The 20,631-nt window shown below is 67.2% G+C and carries 15 protein-coding genes and 2 pseudogenes; 11 read left to right on the top strand and 6 right to left on the bottom strand.

The window, feature by feature from the left end; genetic code table 11:
- Positions 1-562: 562 nt before the first annotated feature.
- From LO772_RS36240 to LO772_RS07875, 3 genes and pseudogenes are all read right to left on the bottom strand, one after another.
- Positions 563-1,641 (bottom strand): IS630 family transposase gene (locus LO772_RS36240; protein WP_443089377.1). Its coding sequence is split into 2 segments (ribosomal slippage): positions 563-1,131 and positions 1,131-1,641, totalling 1,080 coding nucleotides; the frame shifts between segments, so codons are not numbered across the junction.
- A gap of 683 nt (positions 1,642-2,324) precedes the next feature.
- Positions 2,325-2,624: a recombinase family protein gene (locus tag LO772_RS36235; protein WP_443089443.1), complete on the bottom strand. Its 300-nt coding sequence runs from the start codon at positions 2,622-2,624 to the stop codon at positions 2,325-2,327.
- Between the two features lie 79 nt (positions 2,625-2,703).
- A pseudogene (locus tag LO772_RS07875) lies at positions 2,704-2,940 on the bottom strand (IS1380 family transposase); the annotation flags it as partial.
- Positions 2,941-3,583: 643 nt separating this feature from the next.
- On the opposite strand from LO772_RS07875, the gene LO772_RS07870 reads away from it, so the two are divergent.
- The 10 genes from LO772_RS07870 (at position 3,584) to LO772_RS07825 (ending at position 15,188) form a co-directional block, all read left to right on the top strand.
- A complete protein-coding gene (locus LO772_RS07870; protein ID WP_231777663.1) occupies positions 3,584-4,465 on the top strand; it encodes an SCO6880 family protein in 882 nt (293 codons plus the stop codon).
- The gene (locus LO772_RS07865; protein ID WP_231777662.1) at positions 4,462-4,857 is read left to right on the top strand and encodes a hypothetical protein; all 396 of its coding nucleotides are present in this window, start codon (positions 4,462-4,464) and stop codon (positions 4,855-4,857) included. The genes LO772_RS07870 and LO772_RS07865 overlap by 4 nt, the downstream gene beginning before the upstream one ends.
- On the top strand, positions 4,809-5,750 hold the full coding sequence (locus LO772_RS07860) for a hypothetical protein (protein WP_231777661.1): 942 nt from the start codon (positions 4,809-4,811) through the stop codon (positions 5,748-5,750). Before LO772_RS07865 ends, LO772_RS07860 begins: the two co-directional genes overlap by 49 nt.
- A 176-nt stretch (positions 5,751-5,926) precedes the next feature.
- On the top strand, positions 5,927-7,615 hold the full coding sequence (locus LO772_RS07855; protein ID WP_231777660.1) for a hypothetical protein: 1,689 nt from the start codon (positions 5,927-5,929) through the stop codon (positions 7,613-7,615).
- A gap of 22 nt (positions 7,616-7,637) precedes the next feature.
- Positions 7,638-9,125 (top strand): SCO6880 family protein, encoded by a 1,488-nt coding sequence (locus tag LO772_RS07850; protein WP_231777659.1) that lies wholly within the window; start codon positions 7,638-7,640, stop codon positions 9,123-9,125.
- A 243-nt stretch (positions 9,126-9,368) separates the two neighbouring features.
- Positions 9,369-10,655, top strand: coding sequence for a type IV secretory system conjugative DNA transfer family protein (locus tag LO772_RS07845; protein ID WP_231777658.1), 1,287 nt, complete (start codon positions 9,369-9,371; stop codon positions 10,653-10,655).
- Positions 10,656-10,695: 40 nt separating this feature from the next.
- Positions 10,696-11,565 (top strand): hypothetical protein, encoded by an 870-nt coding sequence (locus LO772_RS07840; RefSeq protein ID WP_231777657.1) that lies wholly within the window; start codon positions 10,696-10,698, stop codon positions 11,563-11,565.
- An 11-nt stretch (positions 11,566-11,576) separates the two neighbouring features.
- Positions 11,577-13,343 carry a type IV secretory system conjugative DNA transfer family protein gene (locus tag LO772_RS07835; protein ID WP_231777656.1) on the top strand — a complete coding sequence of 589 codons (1,767 nt, stop codon included), beginning with the start codon at positions 11,577-11,579 and terminating at the stop codon, positions 13,341-13,343.
- A complete protein-coding gene (locus LO772_RS07830) occupies positions 13,340-13,819 on the top strand; it encodes a DUF4913 domain-containing protein (protein ID WP_231777655.1) in 480 nt (159 codons plus the stop codon). The genes LO772_RS07835 and LO772_RS07830 overlap by 4 nt, the downstream gene beginning before the upstream one ends.
- Before the next feature lie 298 nt (positions 13,820-14,117).
- Positions 14,118-15,188 carry a C40 family peptidase gene (locus LO772_RS07825; RefSeq protein WP_231777654.1) on the top strand — a complete coding sequence of 357 codons (1,071 nt, stop codon included), beginning with the start codon at positions 14,118-14,120 and terminating at the stop codon, positions 15,186-15,188.
- 329 nt (positions 15,189-15,517) lie between these two features.
- On the opposite strand, the gene LO772_RS07820 is transcribed toward LO772_RS07825, so the two are convergent.
- Entirely contained in the window at positions 15,518-16,282 is a 765-nt protein-coding gene (locus tag LO772_RS07820) for an integrase core domain-containing protein (RefSeq protein WP_231777653.1), read from the bottom strand.
- Between the two features lie 150 nt (positions 16,283-16,432).
- On the opposite strand from LO772_RS07820, the pseudogene LO772_RS07815 reads away from it, so the two are divergent.
- Positions 16,433-17,056 (top strand): annotated as a pseudogene (locus tag LO772_RS07815) (IS5 family transposase).
- A gap of 65 nt (positions 17,057-17,121) precedes the next feature.
- Here LO772_RS07815 and LO772_RS07810 read toward each other — a convergent pair.
- Together LO772_RS07810 and katG are read right to left on the bottom strand one after the other, a co-directional pair.
- Entirely contained in the window at positions 17,122-18,096 is a 975-nt protein-coding gene (locus LO772_RS07810) for a 2-hydroxyacid dehydrogenase (RefSeq protein ID WP_231777652.1), read from the bottom strand.
- Positions 18,097-18,191: 95 nt separating this feature from the next.
- Positions 18,192-20,381 (bottom strand): catalase/peroxidase HPI, encoded by a 2,190-nt coding sequence (katG, locus tag LO772_RS07805; protein ID WP_231777651.1) that lies wholly within the window; start codon positions 20,379-20,381, stop codon positions 18,192-18,194.
- Between the last annotated feature and the right edge of the window lie 250 nt (positions 20,382-20,631).

Below are 20,631 nucleotides of genomic sequence, written 5' to 3'. Positions count from 1 at the left end.
AGCGGCCGGGTGTGGATTCGGTGCCTGGCGCCGCCGGTAAAGCTCCAAACACTGGTAAGTGACACAACCGCTTGGGGCGGGAGCTGCCTGCTCCCGCCCCAAGCCGTCGCAGAAGGAGTCCGTCATCACCGACGAAAACGACACCGCCGTGCAGGTCTTGCAAAGCAGCACGGAAGCCTCGGCACTGCAAGTCGCACTATTGGCCCTCCACGCCACACGAGCGCCCCAGGCAGAGGAAGAAATCATGGAATTCCTCGGCCGCACGGCCCTGACCGGAACGACACTCGCCCCGCTCTTCCCGGTTCGTCAGATGGGGGCGCACATTGCCGTGGAACTGGACCCCGAGCATGACCCGGAACCGATCATCAACGTCGACCGTGCCTTCCGGGAAGGTACTGCCTCGTTCGCGGCCCTTCCTGGGCTGCGACGTCGACGGGCGCAGGTTGCCGATCCGATGAGCAGCATCGGACTCGGCGTCGCGAGGCCGCGCAGACTCACACCAGTCGACCCGAAACCAAAGGTACGCAAATGCGGCGCTACTGAGCTTTGCACCGTGATGTCGTCATGGTGGTGTGCCAGTTGTGCGTATGAGTCCGGTGGCGGCGAGGCATCCGTCGATGACGTCGCTGCGGTACTGGATGCGACGCAGTCCCCGTCGTAGGTTTCGCATCAGGTGGTCGGGGTCGGTGAAGGCGGTGTTGGCCTGGCTGCCGTGTCTCAGCAGCGACCAGATGCCCTCGACCGGGTTGAGGTCCGGTGCGTAGGGCGGCAGGTGGACGGCGGTGATCCAGTCCTGTTCGTCGATGAAGTCCCGTAATCGGCGGTCCTTGTGCACGTTGAGGTTGTCCCAGATCAGCACGATGGGGCCGTCGAGTTGACGGTGGGCGGCGGTCAGCAGGTCGCGGTACTCGGTCCAGGTGAAGCTGCGCCGGCCGCCGCGCTTGTGGTCCTCGTGGCGCTTGCGCCGGTAGATCAGGCGGGAGGGCTCGCCGTGCCTGTAGCAGGTCAGCGCGGCGATCGAGAAGCGCCGCTGGGATCGGCCGCGCACCCGGACGACCGGGGTGCGGCCTTGCTTGGACCAGGTGCGGGAGGTCGGCGGCGTCATCGAGAACCCGGCCTCGTCCTCGAAGACGAGCCATGCCCCCAGTGCCGCCGCGGTCTTTCCACGGACGGCCACGTCCCCTTCACCCAGCCGACCACCGCCTGTTCGTCGCGTTCGACCGCGCGGCGGGCGGGCACCTGGTGGGTCCATCCGTGCCGCCGCAGCATCCGCGAGACGCCGGACAACGTGACGCTCTTGTGAAACCGGCGCCCGACGAGCGTCCTGATCCGTTCCAGGGTCCACGTCTGGTCCGGCCATCCGTGCGCGACCGGGCCCTTGGCCAACTCCTGTTCCAGTACGGCGAACAGGGCCTCGCTCAGCTTCGGCCGACTTGCGGGGCCCGCCGACCGGAGGGCTTTCGTTCCGCCGTCCTGCCACAACCGGCACCAACGCTGCACCGACCGCACGCTCACCCGTAACTCCTTGGCGATCACCATGCTGTCGTGTCCACCCGCGACCATCTCCGCCGCCTGCATGCGCAACTGCTCACGAAACAACCGTCGTTCAGCGGTCAAGCCCCCGCCTTGCGGATACCTCATAAACAAGATGTAACCGGGACAGACACCTCCAGTCACTCCTTGCGACATCACGGCTCAAAGCTCAGTAAGGCAGTGCGGAGCCTGCACAATGCGGGCGTCCGCTGGGACAACCAGATGATCGACACCACGCTGGTGCAACGTCTGGCAGACAGCAGCGGTGGCGTCGCCATCGCCTGCGCGCAGACACTTGTCGCCGCCGGGAGAACCGAGGAAGTGCGAGCCGCCTTGCCGACGTTGCCCGTACGGCGTCGGCAAACGATAACCGCAACACTTGATGAACCTGTTCCGCCACTCCCACGTTTGTGGCCTGGCGACCGCACGGCATGAGAGACCAAGACCAGGACACAGTTCGAGCAAGCCGCGCTGCTGGTTGGATTCAGCGGGGCCAACTCGAGCACGGTATCGGCGGCGTGCTGTTACCCGAAGCCGTCTTTGGTGGCGTTGTGGCCAAGATGCCTCGCATACGAGTTCCGCGCGGCCAGCCGGCGGTGAGCTTGTCACAGGCGTTCGTGACTGCGCCGGTGGGAGCGCCCGACTTGGCAGCGGTACACGGCGCGGCCGTTCGACCAGCAGGACTCCATCCGTCGCCGGGCAGTGTCTCAGCGCAGGAGTCCGCGAGTCGGCAGGTGTGTTCGGGGGCGCTTTTGTCGGTGCGGATGCGCTGTGCGGCGACGAAGCCGGCCTCATTGACCGGTGGCGGGTGGGCTTGTTTCGCGGATATCACCCACTCGTCCGGGGTGTTGCGGCGTTGGACGTCGCGATGCCCCAGCGTGGTCGAGCAATTCGTGGTCGGTGCGCCGCGGGTTCCAGACTTGGCGGCCGGTGTAGCGGGGGTTGCTGCGGAGGCCCTGCACCGAGGTGAGCGTCCAAGCCGATTGCGTTCCGTCCGGGGCGCGGTCTGCCGCGGCCGGACAAGGGATCTTCGTATCGTTCAGGGCCCGGTAATCCTGGCGACGCTGTGGCCGGCAGGGCGCCGCTGGCACATCCACGTGACGATGGGGTCCGGGGCCATGTCCATCTGTCGTAGCTGATCGCCGCGGCGGGCGAGCGCGCGGTTCGGGTGAGCCGGGTTGCGGGGATGTGGTCGTCGGTGGTGTGGCTCCCGCCCTTGCCCGGACGCAACAGGGCTGCGGCCGGCTCCACGGTCCCGTCCGGCGGTGGTCGACGAACGTGACCAGCGGGTGATGGCCCTAGGTCTTCAGGTCGGTGCCCGTCCTGCTTGTCGGAGTCCGCCAGGACCGGAACTCCGTCGATGTCGACAGTCACTCCGCCGCCGGTGTCCGGCGCGTCCTGGCCGGCCGACACTCCCGTATTTGCGTGCGGACTTGCCGCCTTCTTCGCACCCCTCGGCTGAGGCTGGGCCCTCCGCTAGGGAGAGGAACATAATGCACATTGTCCCGGCATGATCGTTCCTGAATGCATGTCGAGTCTGCGCATCGTTCGTTTAACGAGGTCTTCTGCGTCCTGTTTCCTGAATCCTTTGGCCGCGCGCCCTCATATCCGCGGAGCGCGGTGTCCGAAACGGCGTCCAGCGGATGGTTGGCCAATTCATCTGACGTCTAGCATCCCAGCTCAGGGTGTTTCTCGGCGGTCCGCCTGGGGTGCCGGAAAACAGAATGCGAGGCACGATGGAAATCCAGCAATCTGTGGCACCGGTCAACCAGATGGGCTGCGGAAAATTTGATTGCGGCGATGTGGAATCTGGGGCAGCACGGTGATCCAGGTGCGAGATTCCTTGAAACCCCGTGCCCCTGGCAGGCCGAAACGAGACCGCCGGACCGCCGGCGCAGCCCCCGCAGGTGTTGCCGATGCGCTTAACCGAACCTCCTGGGGAATGGGGCGACTTCCCGGACTCGCGGGAGGGTTCAAACTGTTCGAGGCGCACGACGCGTACCAACGGCCGTTTGCGATCTTGGAGCCAATGGCGGGCCACAGGCACACGGTGGTGTTCGAGGCCGTGGTCAGCTCGTCCGAGTCTCCGTCATGGGCGGACCTCGCGGCGTGGACCGAGCAATGGGAACGAGCACTTCACCTGGCCGGGCGGTCCGGTCGTGCCAAGGCCGCCACCGTGACCTTGGAGTCGGCCGAGGCAACGGACCACGACGCAGCCGTCGTTCGCGTACGGGTGGGGCTCAGTCTGGTCCCGGCCCAGCGAGACGAGTTGGGCAGCACGGCAGAGACGGGATCGTTGATTCCCAGGCTGTCAGGAGCGCTGTCGGTGCTCGGCTCCGGCGGGGCGCGACCCGTCCGTGCGGCTGGACTCGCGGAAACCGTGCGCATGGCGTACGACCCAACCGTAGTCGGCTTCATCACCGAGTCGCGCCTCGGTGCGGGGTCCAGACTGACTTGGCGCGACGCGACCGCGGCGCACGTCCGCGAGGCGTGGGACCACGTCGCTCACGACGGTGCGGTATCGGTCAGTTGGATGCTGGCGGATCGGGACGGCTTCGATGCGCCCATCGTCGCCGCGGACTGGCTGAGCCCGCACTCCATGACTGTGCGGCGCCGGGTCGGGCTGCTGTACCGGTGGGACCGATCCGGCGGCTTGGAAAGGCTTGGTCTGGTCGCCACGGCCACTGCGCTGGGTAAGTCTGCGCTGCAGTCGGCCGACTCCACAGCGCTGGCCGTGTCCGGAGCACAACGGTTGTCGCTCCGGCGCGCCTACGGTGCGCAGGCACCCGCGTTCGCCGCTGCGCTGCCCCTCGGCTTGGAGGTGCCGGGGGATCTGCGGCTGCCCCTGCCGGTCAGAGCCTGGCAGCAGTCGCGGTCGGCCAAGGCGCGACGCGGACGGACATTCGCTCGAGGCGCGAGGAGTGCGCGATGAGCGTCGGCATCGAGATCGGCGTCCGCCTGTACCACGGGCTTTCCGGACGGTTGCCCCAGGATCGCTGTGACATCGATCCTGACAACTGCCCGGGCGCCTCACCTGGGGTAGGCGGAAGCTCAGGCGGTGCCAACACCAGGGTTGACGAGCCGTTGTCGCCGAGTGATGTCAACCTCGACGGCGGCCTCAAAGACCGCATGCAGAATCTACTGGGGCTTTTTCAGCTCGGTGCGTGGATCGTCATTCTGGCGTCGCTCTTTGGTTGCGCCGTCGTCATGGCATGGGCATGGCAGACAGGCAAGGGCGTACAAGCGCTCGGCAAAGTCGGTTGGGTCGCCGGGGCATGCATCATCCTCGCCAGCGCCAACGCGATTATCTCGACGGCCATCTGACCGAGGAAAACGACGCGATCATGGCATTTGGAATCAAGCGTGGCGCTCGGCGGACCGAAGCGGGGCGGCCGGCAGCTGGTCAGGCGAAGGCCGCGTCCCCGTTCGCGTCTCGGGGGTTCGTTGTTTCCGTGGGCTTTCTCGGCTTCTGCTCCCTGTTCGGGCTGATCACGCTGTTCAGCGGCAGCGGATTGCCGCGAGCGGTGCAGGGCTCGGCGACTACCGCACCACAGGATGCGGCCACGGATTCGCCGGGAATCGGGGAGGCGGTACCACCGGAGCCCACGTGGTCCGCCGCGCCGATGCCGAGCGCTCTGCGGCCGGTGTGTCCGCAGCAGGGGGCCGCGGACACATCCGTGCCGGTCCAAGCGCCGATCGGGGTGAGGTGGTCCGGGTACCGGGGAATCTGGGTTCCTTCCTCGCCTACGGCCGGGCCTGCGGTGATGGCTGATGATCTCGCGTATTGCTACGCGCACACACCGACGGGGGCGTTGCTGGCCATCGCACAGATCGGCGCACGATACGCAGTGACGCCCCAGTGGCGGCTCCTGATGGCGCATCAGGTTGTCGCGGACGATGCCCGGGAACGCGCATACGCTCTGCGTGACGAGAACGAGGCAGACAACGGACCGCTCGCACAGAACACCGCGTTGACCCGCGGGGCGCTTCAAGTCGTCGGCTTCCGATTCATCTCACACACCGAAGACGAGGCGGTTGTGCAGCTCCTCCGCGGCGACGCGGGAAGCGGGCGATACGTCAGCGCTGTGCACACGGTCCGCTGGCAGGACGGCGACTGGCGACTACAGGTCCAGGAGAACTCATCGGCCGCTTCGGTGACGCAAAAGGAGACAAGTACTGCCGGATACATTCCCTGGTCGCCCAACGTCGGCCGGTGAGCGCCATGCAGAACCCCGCAAGCTCGAGCGCCGTCGCGTGGCGACGTATCGTCCTCGGCATACTCGCCGCTGTCAGCTTCCTCTTGTTGGCAGCCGCCCCGGCTATGGGAGCGTCTCCAAACGGCAGCCCGTCTGCCGCGCATCAGCAAGCGCCTGGTGCACTACCCAGGGACGCGTTGGACGATTACGGCGACGACGGCGAGCAAGGATGTGACGGCTGGGGCGAGCCCGACAACTTCTGCATCAGTCCGCTGAATCAGCCGGACCCGCCGGACTGGCTTACCGAATTCCCCGAGTACCTTGAATGGCATGTCTTCCAGGCGGCCAGCACGGTGTTCATTTGGTGGGCGAAAGTTCCCGAGCCCAACCTGACCGGCGAGGGTGAAGAGGGATCGGAGAGCGCCGAGTTTCTCCAGGACGGAACTTCGATACTGGTCGTTTTCAGCGTCGGGTTCTCGATCCTGATCGTTGCGGGTCGAACGGCTGTGGCTCGAGACGGCGCACCCGTGAAAGAAGCCATGAAACCCCTGGTCGGTGTGGTTCTGGTGAGCGGGCTCGCGGTGACCATCGGCGATCGCTTGGTCGTCTTTGTGGACGATTTCTCGTCCTCTTACATCCTTCAGGGGCTAAATCGGGGAACAGGTGATAACGCCACTGCGGAGCTTCAGGACGCCACGGTAATATATCTGGCGGGGATGGATTCGACAGCCGGATTTGCGATTCTTGACGTGCTGGCTGCGGTGATAGCGATCATCACGTCGCTCACGCTTTTCGTGTACTTCACTCTTCGCTATTTCCTGATCATCTACTATATCGGGACGGCTCCGTTGATCGCCGCGCTGGCAGCCACTGGCGAAGGCGGGATGCGTACGGCCAAGCAGCAGGCGGCCCGCGCAGTGGCGGTGGTGCTCAGTGAGCTATTCGTCACCGTCACTTTCGTCACCGGGTTCCACGTCGCCGGCGAACTCCAAGGTGGGGACACCATGCGGGTGTGGATGTCCGTGATCATCTTCGCTGCGACGGCGTTTGTTCCGTTCGCGTTGACCAAAGCGTCGAATACGTTCGCAGCGCACATCGATGACCCGACACCCGGCAACGGGGCCGCATTCAAGGTCCTGGCGACCGGCGCGATGGCACTAGGCGCCGCTGCCGCCGGCACACCCAAGGCGATCCACGGCGCCGCGAAGGTGGCCAGGGGAACAGCCAGGGCGGCACAAGGCGCCGCAAGGGCGGGGAGTCGCGCGGGTTCGGGAGCACTCGGTGCGGTGCGCCAGATCGCGGGACGTGCCGGTGGCAGTGCAGCGGGGAGCCGGAACCCGGTGGGCGCCGGCGTCGCGGCGGCAGCCAAGGGAGGCGGCGGCAGCGGTGGCGGCGCTTCGACCACGTCCGCAGGATCAGGCGCGCCCACGAGACCGCCGACAGGACCGCCTACCGGACCAACTCCGCGCTCCTCTGGGGCCGGCCGTGGTCCGAGACCAACTGCAGGGGCCGGACTGGGGGACATGTCCCGCGACGAGTTCGCCGATTGGTGGGACAACTGGAACGACCCGGATGTGGTCCGTGGCGGTGGTCGACGTTGGCAGGAGATGTCGGACCGGGTGAACGCCGCGCGACGCATGGACCCCAGCGCCACCCCGCAAAACGTGGCCGATCGGACCGGGATCCCCGTACCCGCGGGTGCCGACGCGGCCGACTGGGACGCCTGGGACCGGTGGGAAGGATATGTCGCGTCAGCGAGGCGTGGCTTTCTGCGCATCCACTCCCGTCACCCCTCCAACCCCGAGATCGATGCTCTGGCCCGCGCCGTTCGTCCAAGCACATTCCACCGGCCCGTGTCCGGCAGTCGTCCGCCGGGCCGTCCGTGAGTGGCACCAGACAGGAAGAGACATGCCCGACACTGACATCCGTACCTACGGAAACTGGCGTAAGCCCAGTTCACCGGGCATCGGTCGACTTGGACTCGGCGGATCGCTCCTCGTGCTTGCCGCATTGGGACTGGTCATCGTCACCATGATGGTCTCCACCATGCTGGCGTTGTTCATTGCCGTCGTCGCGACCATGGCTGTTGTCCCCCTGATGATGCGGGACAAGCACGGCCGCAGCGGGCTGCAATGGGTCGGCTCGCGGTTGGCCTGGCTTTGGGGCTCGTCGCAGGGCCAACACCTGTACCAGGCCGGCGTATTGGGTCGGATTCCGGGGAGTGTCAGTCCGCTGCCGGGCATCGGGGCGACTCTTGAACTCTTCGAGGCCGAGGACGCCTACGGACAACCGTTCGCCTTGACGCACTGCCCTGCCACGCGCACTTACACAGTGGTGCTTGAGACGAGCGCGGATGGGGCCTCGTTGGTCGACTCGGAACAGGTCGACCTCTGGGTCGCTCATTGGGGCCGTTGGCTGGCGGTTCTCGCCCATGAACCCCGGCTCGCAGCCGCCTCCGCGACGATTGAGACAGCGCCGGACACCGGCGTCCGACTGCGCCGGGAGGTCGTCGGCAACCTGGATCCGTCAGCGCCCCAGGTCGCCCAGGAGGTGTTGCACGACATTGTGCAGGACTACCCCGTTGGCTCGGCGGAGATCACCTCACGAATCGCACTGACCTACGTGAGCGAGGGCACCGAAGGGGACGACGAAGTCAGTGTGGCCGAGATGGCCGAGGAGATTGCGCTGCGTCTTCCGGGGCTGGCCGAGGATCTCGCCATGACCGGTGCCGGCATGGCGACTCCGATGACGGCACACGAACTCACCGAAGCGGTCCGGTTCGCGTATGACCCCGCGGCAGCTCTCCTGGCTGAGAGCCATGGCGCGGATCCCCTGCCGTTGTCGTGGGACGAGGTCGGACCCGTCGGCGCCTACGAGGCGGTCGACCATTACCGGCACGATGGCGCATTCTCCATCACATGGTCGATGACCGAAGCGCCGCGCGGCGAGGTTTTTTCTTCGGTGCTCAATCGCCTCGTTGCCCCGCATCCCGACATCGTGCGCAAACGGGTGACCCTGCTGTATCGGCCGCATAGTCCCGCTGAGGCTGCTCGCCTGGTCGAACGCGACCGCAAGGACGCGTTGTTCAAGGCCCAGCAGGCACGTATCGAACAGGCCAGGGACTCGGTGGAACTCATGGCCGCGGATCAGTCCGCAAGCGAGGAGGCGACCGGGGCCGGGCTGGTGCGTTTCGGGCTGCTGGTAACCGCCACGGTCCTGGACGAAGCCGCACTCGCGCCCGCTGCCGCGGCGGTCGGCAACCTCGCTGCGGGCGCCCGTGTGCTTCTGCGACGGGCGTACGGCGCGCAGGCGTCGACGTTTGCCGGCGCGCTGCCGTTGGGCCTGGTGCTCGCCGAGCATCTGCGAATTCCGCAGCGCCTGCGCAACGCCATGTAGACATCGGGCCCGACAGCCCACGACTGACACCAGCTGGACACCTGATGAGCAAGGGAGGCGATCGCGTTGTCTAGGAGCCGGACGCGACCGGACGAGCCCCACCGGGCCGGCACGCGCGGATGGGCGGGGTGGGGACGAGGTCGGTCTTCTCACATCGAGGCGCCGGTCGAGTGGCGGGGGACGACGGTACAAGTCTGTGGGCTATGGCCGTTCGGCGCCGGATCGGGCACTCCCGTCATCGGAGTGCCGCTCGGGCGGAACCTGTCCAGTGGCGCGTCGGTGTGCTGCGATCCCATCAGCTGGTTCCAGCGCGCGTCTTTGATCCTCAACCCGAGTGAATTCGTCTTGGGGAAACCGGGTCTGGGCAAGTCGACCGTGGTCCGCAGACAAGCCCTCGGGCTCGCCGGCTATGGGGTGAACCCGCTGGTCTTCGGAGACCTCAAGCCCGACTACGTGGATCTGATCCGGGGCCTCGGCGGTCAAGTGATCTCCCTGGGTCGCGGCCGGGGCAGACTGAACGTCCTGGATCCCGGCGAAGCCGCCGGCGCGGCACTCAGGTTGACCGGCGAGGCACGCAGAGCGCTTCTCGCCGACTCCCGCGGCCGCCGGTTGAACGCCGTCGCGTCCCTGTTGACCATCGTGCGCGGCCATCCGATCACCGATCGCGAGGACACCAATCTCAACGTGTGCCTGAAGGTGCTCGACACCCGGCACGACGGAATCCCGGTGATGCCCGACCTGCTGCGGGTCATCCGCGAAGCCCCCGAGGACGTGCGGGCCGCGGCACTGGACCGCGGAGACGTCAACCGTTACCGGGACGTCACCGAGGGTCTCGAGGCATCCCTCGTCGGGCTCCTGGGCGACGGGCGCCTCGGAGACATGTTCGCGCACGCCACGACCGAACCCATGCGACGCGACTTGCCGGTGTGCTTCGACGTCTCCAGCATCGACGACTCCGAAACCCACCTGCAAGGCGCCGCACTGCTCGCCTGCTGGAGCTACGGATTCGGATCGGTTGCCGTCGCCCAGGCACTTGCGGACGCCGGACTGGAGCCCCAACGCCACTACTTCGTCATCCTCGACGAACTGTGGCGCGTACTGCGCACCGGCCGCGGACTCGTCGACCGCGTGGACGCGCTGACCCGCATCAACCGCCAGCGGGGAGTGGGACTGGCGATGATCACACACACCATGTCCGATCTGCTCGCGCTGCCCGCCGAAGAAGACCGTATGAAAGCCAAAGGCTTCGCCGAACGCGCCGGGATGGTGATCTGCGGCGGGCCGCCGAAGGCCGAGATGTCCGACCTCACCCAAGTCGTCGGGATGACCACGGCCGAGCAGCGCCTGATCACCGGATGGGCGACACCACCTGCCTGGGACAGCGCGCGCGGCGACGCCCCGCCACCCGGCCTCGGCAACTTCATGATCAAGGTCGGCGGACGACCGGGCGTCCCAGTGCACGTTGAACTGACCGCAGCCGAACGGGACATCCACAACACCAACCGCAGGTGGAGCCATGGGCAGGGCTAGCACGGCCCGCCGGACCACGGCATCGATCACGGCTCTCCTGATGCTGCTGGTCGGTGTGCAAGCCACCGTCGGCGCGCCGCAGGCCGCAGCCGCCCCCGAGACCGGCGACTGCCTGTACGTCCCCGAGGACTACATCGGATTCCGGTACCGCTTCTACTGCGCCGGGGACGGGTCGCACGACGTCCACAAGGAAAACAAGGACGACAACTATGTCAATGGCGGCCTCGGTCCGTGCGCGGACATCTCCGATAATTCCGCGCTCGCGGCCGGCCAACACTTGGTCTTCGACTTCCCCGTGTGGAACGACAGCCTGGGCGAGGAACTCGTCGAGAACGCCCTGCCCATTTTGCGACTGGGGGACGCGTGGGGCTACTTCTCCGATATCACCGGAAGCACAAAGACCGAGTGCGTCAAGGAGATGACCTACCGGTTCCTGGCAAATCCCTCCGGGAACTTCTTCAACCGACCAGTCAGCGACTACCTCAAGGACAACCCCTGCACCGGGCTGGTCGGCGAGAAGCGCTCACTCTGTCGCAACCCCATCGGCGCCAACCCCTGCCTCGCACTCGGTTCCGGCAGCTTCACCGGGCCGCACGCCTCCGCCATGAAGCAACAATGCCTCGACGATCACCCACACTTCCGCATGACCGATCTCTCCCAGCAACCCGAAGCACGCGCCGCGTCGGTCAGCCCCACCGTGGTCCGGGGGCTGTCCGAACTCCTCGGATACGCGCTTCTGGGCGCTCTATGCCTGTGCCTGGTCGGGGTGATCCTCAGCGCAGGGGGCATGGCAATGGCCTGGTATACCGGCCATCCCGCTCCCGTGCACTTCATGCGCCTCGGTTGGGTCCTGGCCGCTTCCGTCATCGCGGCGAGCTCCACCGGCATAGCCGCCATTTTCGTGTATTAGGAGGGGAACCCGTGAGCGCGACCAATCGCAGGCGTGGCCCCGGTGATGTGCACGCGGAAGCCGTTCTCGGTATCGCCGTCACCGTCTTCGTGTTCGGCGGCCTGTTCACCGTGTGGGCAGCCGCGGCCATCGGTGCCGAAGCAAGCGGACAACCCGCGCCGCACGGATTTGCGCCCATTATGTGTGTGCGTCTGGCCGTTGGTGAATACGCCTGGCCGGGTGCCGCCGCCACGGTGGCCGTTGTCCTGCTGATCGCGACGTACGCGGCCATAGCGGCTTTGGTCATCTACAAGGTGCGTCGACGCCCCGATGTAGAGGTTGACCGTGCCGCGCCCTACCTGGCCCAGCGCAAGGACCTGCGAAACTTCTCAACCCAGGTCGTACGCGAGCGGGCCCGCCGCTTCGGCCTGCCCAACGAGGCAGCGCCTGGTGTTTACGTAGGGCGCAGTGTGCCGCACGGCCATGACATCTGGGGCTCCTGGGAGGACATGCACGTCGACATCTGGGGGCCGCGCACCGGCAAGACATCCACGCGCGCGATCCCCAACATCGTCGCCGCGCCCGGTGCCTGCGTGGTGACATCGAACAAGCGGGACATCGTGGACGCGACCCGTCTCAGCCGGGAACGCCACGGGAAGGTATGGGTATTCGACCCCCAGCAGCAGGCCAACGAGCCCGCCACCTGGTGGTGGGATCCCCTCGGCTACGTCGACGGCAGTATCGTCCGCGCGGTCAAGATGGCAGGTCGCTTCACCTCGGTCGTGCGCCCGGAACACGCCCGCGCCGACGCCTACTTCGAGCCGGCAGCCGAGGAGCTCGTCGCCAATTACCTGCTTGCCGCGTCGGTGGCCGGAGTGCCGATCACGGAGGTCTACTACTGGCTGACCAGGCCGCGGGACCGCACGGCAATGCGAATCCTGCGTCGCGGCGGACACGACCTGTCCGCGGACGCGGTGGAAGGCGTCTGCAGTTCACCCGACCGCCAGCGCGCCGGAGTCTTCGGTACCGCACAGCAGATGCTGTCCTTCCTCACCGCGCCGTCCGTGACGCGTTGGGTTACGCCAGGAGACGGTCCGGTTCGGCCGAGATTCGACGTCGGCGAGTTCATTCGCGAGGGACGCGACACCCTGTACCTGTTGTCGGAAGAGACGAACAAGATGGCAGCACCGCTCGTGCTGGCCTTGACCGCGGCGCTCGCCGAAGGGGCCGAGAACACAGCCACCGCATCACCCGGCGGGCGGCTGCCCACGCCCATGCTGTTCGTCCTGGACGAGGCGGCGAACATCTGCCCATGGAAGGCGCTGCCCGACAAGTACTCGCACTTCGGATCGCGCGGCATTGTCATGATGACAATCCTGCAATCGTGGGCCCAGGGTACGGCAGCCTGGGGGGAAGGCGGTATGGCGAAGCTGTGGGGCGCCGCCAACATCCGTGTGTACGGCGGCGGCGTCTTCGACATGAAGTTCCTGAGCGACCTGTCCAAGACGTCCGGCGTCTTTGAACCGGAAACCCTCGCGACCAGCCGCAAGAGCACCCAACTGATCGGCGGCACGGTCAACCGGGCCTCCCGCTCCGAGCCCGTATTGGACGAGCACGACCTGGCGGCGATGCCTCGGGGTCGGATGTTCGTGCAGATCAGCGGTGCCAAGCCCGTGCTTGCCAGGAGCGTGCCGTGGTGGGAGGGACCAGCGGCCGAGGAGGTCCGTGCCTCCCTGGATCGCTACGAGCCGTCGGCGGCGGAGATCGTACCGCCCACAACCGTCACGGCAACCCCATGAAGGACGAGTACGAGTACGAGTACGAAGCCGAAGCACCTTCACGCGCAAAAGAATCGGTGGACGACGGCGGTGACAGGCCCGGCGCCGGTCTGATGTTCACGCGGCTCGACACTTTTGTCGGTGACTACTTGGCCGCTGTCGTGGAGCGGCGCCTCAGCAACGGCACACTGCTGTGGTGCCCGGAATGGTGGCAACACCCCGAGGCAATCGCGCGGCTGACCTCGGTATGGCGGGCATTCGAACACCTTCGCGGTGACCCGGCATTGGGGCTGTCGACCTGGTGGCTCAACCACGCGGACCCTCACCTTCGGCACTTGATGGACCCTGACTACGGTCCGTTCGCGGCCTGTGATCCAAACGTCGGCCACACCGAGTTTCCCCTGGGACCGCTGCCCGTGAGCCCCGCGCCCCCGGGGATGTGGAACCACCCGGCGTTCGACGCCACACTCACCGACGAAGACAACGGCGGTGCGTAGTGGCGCACGCCGTACGGAGTAACAGAAAGGGGTGAAGCCCCATGCCTGTACCAGCTGTCATGGGCGTCATCGGGGATGCTTTCGGCAACGCAGCGGACGTCACAAAACAAGCTCGACAGGACTTGAGCAGGACCGTGGCAAACACGCGCGATCTCATCCAGGCGGCCCGTCGGGGACCTCGTGCAATGGAAACTGAACTGCCATCGGCGGTAACGGGGACCAAGCCGTGAACTGGCCATGTCCAGTGGCACTCAGCCGACAGGCAGGACGACGCGTACGCTTCCGAGGCGTAGCGACGATGGTGAGTCTCCTGGCGCTCGCCCCCCTCGTCGGCTGTGGTGCGTGGAAGGAAGTCATTCAGGACCGAGCCGACGAATTGGCCAGGCAGGGTGCGGAGAAGTTGGCCGACGGCCTCAGCCCCGTGGCCCTTCATGAGACCCCCTCGGAACTGCACCCACTTATCCAGCGCTATGGCACCAATGCCCCCTGCGACTTGGTCACCCCGGCCCTACTCGCCGCGCAGCTCCACCAAGAGTCCGGCGCCCGGGTCGACACACCGCCCAGTCACGCGGGCGCGCAGGGCATAGCACAGTTCATGCCGGCCACCTGGGCCGTCCACGGCATCGACGCGAACGGTGACGGGGAACGCAACATCTATGACCCCGAAGACGCCATCGCCTCACAGGCGGCGTATGACTGCTCGGTCGCACGGTCGGTGCGGAATGTGCCCGGTGACCCGATCGACAACATGCTCGCCGCATACAACGCGGGCCCGGGCGCCGTCATCGCCGCGGATGGCGTGCCGGATATCGACGAAACGCGCAACTACGTCCGCAACATTAGGGCGAAGATGGAGGCCTACGCGCAGTCGACGGTGGTTCCGGTCGCTGCCGGGGCCGGGCGCGCCACCATACTCGGCGCCGAGATTGTCCGTCAAGCCGAAAGCCAGCTCGGCCTGCCGTACGTCTGGGGTGGAGGCGACCAAAAAGGTAAGACCCGTGGAGGCTTCGACTGTTCGGGACTGGTGCTCTACGCGGTGTACCAGGCAAAGCGCGCAGTCGGAGTAACCCCCAATGAGGTGATGCCGCATTACACAGGACTCCAAGTCAAGCTGCCAGACGCGGTGGAGGTACCCCGCCTGACAGACATGCAGCCCGGCGACGCCATCTACATCTACCACTCGCAGGACACATCATCTGTGGATCCTCACCACGTCGTGATCTACACCGGAATCCAAGTAGGCAACGACTACCAGATCGTCGAGGCACCACGTACCGGGCTGCTGGTGCGCCGGGCTGAACTCCTCAGGCAATACGGGGGAGAAGGCATGGAGATACGGAGGTTCGGTTCGGGGAGCATTGCCGCATGAACCGCCGGGTGGGCCGAGCCGCAGCAGCCGCGACAGCGGTCGCTGCCGTTCTTGCCGCGTGCAGTCTTCCGAGAACGGAGACGGAAGCGCCGCCGACTCCGCGGGATACGCGCCCGGGCACACCGGCACCAAGGCCGGCGGTGGAGCCGGGCCGTCGGCCGGTTGTCCCTACGGTGTCCATGCCACAGGCGGTCCCATGGCCTCGCGGCGCGCCGGGCACCCCGGCAGGAGGACTCCCCGCGGCCGAGGGGATCGACGGTGCGGACGCGACAGCCGTGTCGCGGGCTGTCGTAGTCACCATGCGGACTGTGGACACCACCATCGACTTGTCATGGCACGATGCGATGCTCCGTACCGCACCGTGGCTGTCGACCGAGTACCTGGCGCGGGTGATCGCCACCCCGCCGCGGTCCGGTCCCGGAGCCGACTGGCTGCGCTGGGCCGAACACCGCGTGTACACCACAGTGATGGCCGCACCCGCAGTCGAAATGGGCCGGCCGTCCGACTCCACGTTGACCGCGTATCGGGCGTGGACTGTCAACACGACGCCCCACGGCCGCGACAACTGGACCGAAGCATCCACGCTCACAGTCATATTCATCACCTTGGTCCGCACGACTCTCGACGATCCTTGGAAGGTCCACACAATGAGCAGCGGATGAGCTTGAACCGTTCCGGGGTCGGTAGAGATCCCGGTTGGTGGTTGTGACCTGGGGTTTCGTGGTTTCGCGGTAGTGGTTGTTCTCGTATTCGACGGGCGGGACGTGGCCTATTTCACCGTGGAGTCGGTGGTGGTTGTACCAGTCGACGTATTCGGCGGTGGCGAGTTCGACGTCGGACAGCGTCTTCCATGGCCGGCGGGGTTTGATCAGCTCGGTCTTGAACGGCCCGATCGTGGACTCCATGAGTGCGTTGTCGTAGGCGTCGCCGACCGATCCGATCGAGGCGGCGATTCCGGCCTCGTCCAGATGCTCGGCGAGCCGGAAACTCGTGTACTGCGATCCGGTATCCGAGTGATGTGCCAACTCGCCGGGCAGCACCGGCCGTTGGTCGCGATCACGCTGCCAGATCGCCATCTCCAGCGCGTCGAGCACGAACACCGTCTCCTTCGCGGTGGCGGCCGACCAGCCGACGACCGGCGGGAGAAGGTGTCCACGACGAACGCGACGTGGACCACGCCCGCCCAGGTCTTCGCATGCGTGAAGTCCGCGACCCGGCACCGGTTCGGGGCGCCGGCGACGACGTTGCGGTCCACCGGGTCCGGGGCCCGGTCGACCTGCCCAGCCGGGCAGCGTGGGGATCTGACGGATCGTGAGTGGTGGTTGCTGGAGCCGTTGTTGCCGGTTGGCACCGGCCGCGGGGTCGGTGGGCGGACCACCGGCGGGTGATCGGCGGGGTGTTCTTCCGGGATCGAACCGGGGTGGTGTGGCGCGATCTGCCTGAGCGATTCGGACCGTGGAGCACTGTTTACGAGCGCCACCGCCGCTGGTCGGCCGACGGCACCTGGGAACGGATCCTGACCGCGCTGCCACGCGCGGCCGACGCCCCGAAGGCGGACCCGGCCGCGCCGGAGACAGCGGTGGCCGCGATCGCGTGGGGCGTGGCGGTCGACTCCACGATCGTGCGGGCCCACCAGCACGCCGCCGGCGCCCGCAAGACCCGGCCCCGGCGGCCGCACGGCGAAGGGCTCGTCCGGCGGGCGCCCGCCCGGCTTCGACACCGATCTGTACAAGACCCGCAACACCGCAGAACGCCTGATCAACCGGCTGAAACAGTTCCGCGCCGTCGCCACCGGATACGACAAACGCGCCTACATCTACCGCGGCACCGTCACCGTCGCAGCCATCCGCATCTGGCTCCGATCATGATCCTTCGTACAGCTCCTAGTTGGCTTGTCCTTGCATTGAACTGCGTTTGCACGTACGCCTGTTGCCTACCGCGGCGGTCCGGCCACGATGTTGTCGAGTGGTTGTCCGGAGGCCCACGCGGTGATCTGACGTCGGATCAGTCGGAAGGCGCGAGGTCGGAACGCCGACGAACTGCCGCCCACGTGCGGGCTGATGAGCACCCCGGGGGCGTGTCGCAGGGGGTGGTCGGCGGGCAGCGGTTCGGGATCGGTGACGTCAAGTGCCGCCTTCACGCGTCCACTTCGCAATGCGGCGACGAGCGCGTCGGTGTCGACGACGGGCCCGCGCGAGACGTTCACCAAAAGCGCGCCGTCGCGCATGCGCGCGAGAAAGGCCGCGTCGACCATGCCCCGAGTCTCCGCGGTGAAGGGCGTCGTGAGGATCACCACGTCGGCGTCGGGCAGCAGGTCGGGCAGGTCCGTGATGGCGTGCACGGGTGCTCCGTCGGGGGTGGTCCGTGCGCTGCGGGCGACCCGGACGATGTCCGTCTCGAAGCCCGCGAGCCGTCGTTCGACCGCCTCGCCGATGGCGCCGTACCCGATGATGAGCACGGTCTTGTCGGCCAGCGCGGGATACCAACCCGCAGGCCACTCCCCGGAGTTCTGTCCGCGTACGAACCGCGGGACGCCGCGCAGCGACGCGAGCGTCAGGGTGACGGCCAGTTCGGCGGTACTGGATTCGTGGATGCCGCGCCCGTTCGCCAGCGTGACGCCCGGGGGCAGGTAGGGCAGCACGTGCTCGTAACCGGCGGTCAGTGCCTGCACGACCCGCAGGTCCGGCATGTCGGCGAGCAGCCGCAGCGGTGCGGGGTCGAAGGAGTACGGCAGGACGTAGAACGCGACGCCGTCGTGCTTCGTGGGCGCCTCGGTGACGCCGTCGTACACCTCGACCGGCAGCCCGACGGGCAACGGCGCGAGCAGGTCCGGGTCGTACGGGATACGCACGCGCCCCGACGGCACGGACTCGACAGCGGTCGTCGCGGACGGTGTCACGGCAGTCATGCGGAAACTGTAACGGCCGCCGCCGGTGTGAGGGGCGGCGGCCGTTGTGGCGACGGACCATCGGTGCCGGCGGCGGCGCCGGGTCCGTGGGTGGGTCAGCGCAGGTCGAATCGGTCGAGGTTCATCACCTTGTCCCAGGCGGCGATGAAGTCGCGTACGAAGCGTGCTTCGCCGTCCTCGGAGGCGTAGATCTCGGAGATCGCGCGGAGTTGGGAGTGGGATCCGAAGACGAGGTCGACCGCGGTGGCCGTCCACGTGAGGGAACCCGTGCCGCGGTCGCGGCCCTCGTACACGTTTTCGTCGGTGGCCGAGGGCTTCCACTCGGTGCGCATGTCGAGCAGGTTGACGAAGAAGTCGTTCGTCAGTTTCTCCGGGCGGTCGGTGAGCACCCCGTGCGGGGACTGCCGGAAGCCGGTGTTGAGGGCGCGCATGCCACCGACCAGGGCCGTCATCTCGGGCGCGGTGAGCGTCAGCAGGTTGGCGCGGTCCAGCAGCAGCGTCTCCGGCGAGAGCTTCTCGCCCTGCCGCAGGTAGTTGCGGAACCCGTCGGCGCGGGGTTCGAGGACGGAGAACGACTCCACATCCGTGTTCTCCTGCGAGGCATCGGTACGCCCGGGCGCGAACGGGACCGTGACCTCGTGCCCGGCGTTCTTCGCGGCCCGCTCGACGGCGGCGCACCCGCCCAGGACGATCAGGTCGGCGAGCGAGACCTTCTTGCCGCCGGGCTTCGCGTCGTCGAACTCCTGGCGGATCCGATCGAGGGTGCGTACGGTCTCGGCGACCTCGGGCAGGTCGTTGACCTCCCAGTCCTTCTGCGGGGCAAGCCGGATGCGGGCGCCGTTGGCCCCGCCGCGCTTGTCGGTGCCGCGGAAGCTCGCCGCCGAGGCCCAGGCGGTGGTGACCAGGTGCGGGATCGAGAGGCCCGAGTCGAGAATCCGGGCCTTGAGGGCGGCGATGTCGGTGTCGTCGACCAGCGCGTGGTCGACGGCGGGGACGGGGTCCTGCCACAGCTGCGGCTCCGCGATCCAGGGGCCCAGGTAGCGCGAGATGGGGCCCATGTCGCGGTGCAGCAGCTTGTACCAGGCCTTGGCGAAAGCGTCCGCGAGCTTGGCCGGGTTCTCGTGGAACGACTTGGAGATCGGCCCGTAGATCGGGTCAAGCTTCAGCGAGAGGTCGGTCGTCAGCATCATCGGCGCGTGCCGCTTCGACGGGTCGTGGGCGTCGGGCACCGTGCCCTGGGCCGACGGGTCCGTGGGGGTCCACTGGTGTGCGCCGGCGGGGCTCGTGGTCCGTGTCCAGTCGTAGCCGAACAGGTTGTCCAGATAGCCGTTGTCCCACTTCGTCGGCTCGGAGGTCCAGGCGCCCTCCAGCCCGCTGGTGATCGCGTCGGGACCGCTGCCGGTGCCGGACGTGTTCCGCCAGCCGAGCCCCTGCTGTTCGAGCGGGGCGGCCTCGGGTTCCGGGCCGACGTACGAGGGGTCGACGGCGCCGTGGCATTTGCCGAAGGTGTGGCCGCCGATGATGAGTGCGACCGTTTCCTCGTCGTTCATCGCCATGCGTGCGAAGGTCTCGCGAATGTCCCGTGCCGCGGCGATCGGATCGGGATTTCCGTTGGGTCCTTCCGGATTGACGTAGATCAATCCCATCTGGACGGCTCCGAACGGTCCGGCGAGTTCCCGGTCGCCGCTGTAGCGCTCGTCTCCGAGCCAGGTGTCCTCGGGGCCCCAGAAGATTTCTTCCGGCTCCCAGACGTCGGGTCGGCCGAAGGCGAATCCGAACGTCTTGAATCCCATGGATTCCATCGCGCAGTTGCCGGCGAAGACCAGGAGGTCGGCCCAGGAGATCTTCTGGCCGTATTTCTGTTTCACCGGCCAGAGAAGACGGCGCGCCTTGTCCAGACTCGCGTTGTCCGGCCAGCTGTTGAGGGGCGCGAACCGTTGGGCGCCCGCACCGGCGCCGCCCCGGCCGTCGGCGATCCGGTACGTTCCCGCGGCGTGCCAGCTCATGCGGATGAAGAGCGGCCCGTAGTGGCCGTAGTCCGCGGGCCACCAGTCCTGGGACGTCGTCATCACCGCGAAAACGTCCCGCTTCAGCGCGTCGACGTCGAGTTTCGCGAACTCCTCCGCGTAGTGGAAATCCCCGCCCGGCGCCTCGGGCTGGGGAGCATGCTGGCGGAGAACCTGAAGATCCAGCTGTTGCGGCCACCAGTCCCGATTCGTTCTGGGGCGGGTCGACGTGGGGGATGGGGAAGGGATCGCGGGATTTTCGCTTTCGCTGCCGGACACGTCCGCCTTCTTCCTGTCTCGGTCTTTCCGTCGCGGAGCGGCACCCGCGTCCACAGGGGGAATTCCCGTCCCGGGCGGGGCCGACAAATGCCTCTCAGCGTCGATGTTCGCGCACCGCGGGCCGCGTCCCCGGGGACGACACGCAGGGGCGCGCCCACCCGACGAGAACCCTCCGGCATTCCGTTGCGGGCAGGCTCCGCGACGCGGAGAACAGGAAAACGCGCCCGCGAGGAATCGCGAACGCGATCAC

The organism is Yinghuangia sp. ASG 101 (assembly GCF_021165735.1).
In the GTDB taxonomy this organism is placed as follows: domain Bacteria; phylum Actinomycetota; class Actinomycetes; order Streptomycetales; family Streptomycetaceae; genus Yinghuangia.
The sequence above is the reverse complement of the archived record's forward strand: the minus strand, read 5'-3'. Positions and strand labels throughout refer to the sequence as shown.

Bases quoted from the DNA above. Each gene is read 5' to 3' on its own strand.
- LO772_RS07840 (WP_231777657.1), top strand. From the start codon at position 10,696: ATGCTGCTGGTCGGTGTGCAAGCCACCGTCGGCGCGCCGCAGGCCGCA.
- LO772_RS07810 (WP_231777652.1), bottom strand. From the start codon at position 18,096: ATGACTGCCGTGACACCGTCCGCGACGACCGCTGTCGAGTCCGTGCCG.
- LO772_RS07850 (WP_231777659.1), top strand. From the start codon at position 7,638: ATGCCCGACACTGACATCCGTACCTACGGAAACTGGCGTAAGCCCAGT.
- LO772_RS07830 (WP_231777655.1), top strand. From the start codon at position 13,340: ATGAAGGACGAGTACGAGTACGAGTACGAAGCCGAAGCACCTTCACGC.
- LO772_RS07860 (WP_231777661.1), top strand. From the start codon at position 4,809: ATGCATCATCCTCGCCAGCGCCAACGCGATTATCTCGACGGCCATCTG.
- LO772_RS07825 (WP_231777654.1), top strand. From the start codon at position 14,118: ATGGTGAGTCTCCTGGCGCTCGCCCCCCTCGTCGGCTGTGGTGCGTGG.
- LO772_RS07865 (WP_231777662.1), top strand. From the start codon at position 4,462: ATGAGCGTCGGCATCGAGATCGGCGTCCGCCTGTACCACGGGCTTTCC.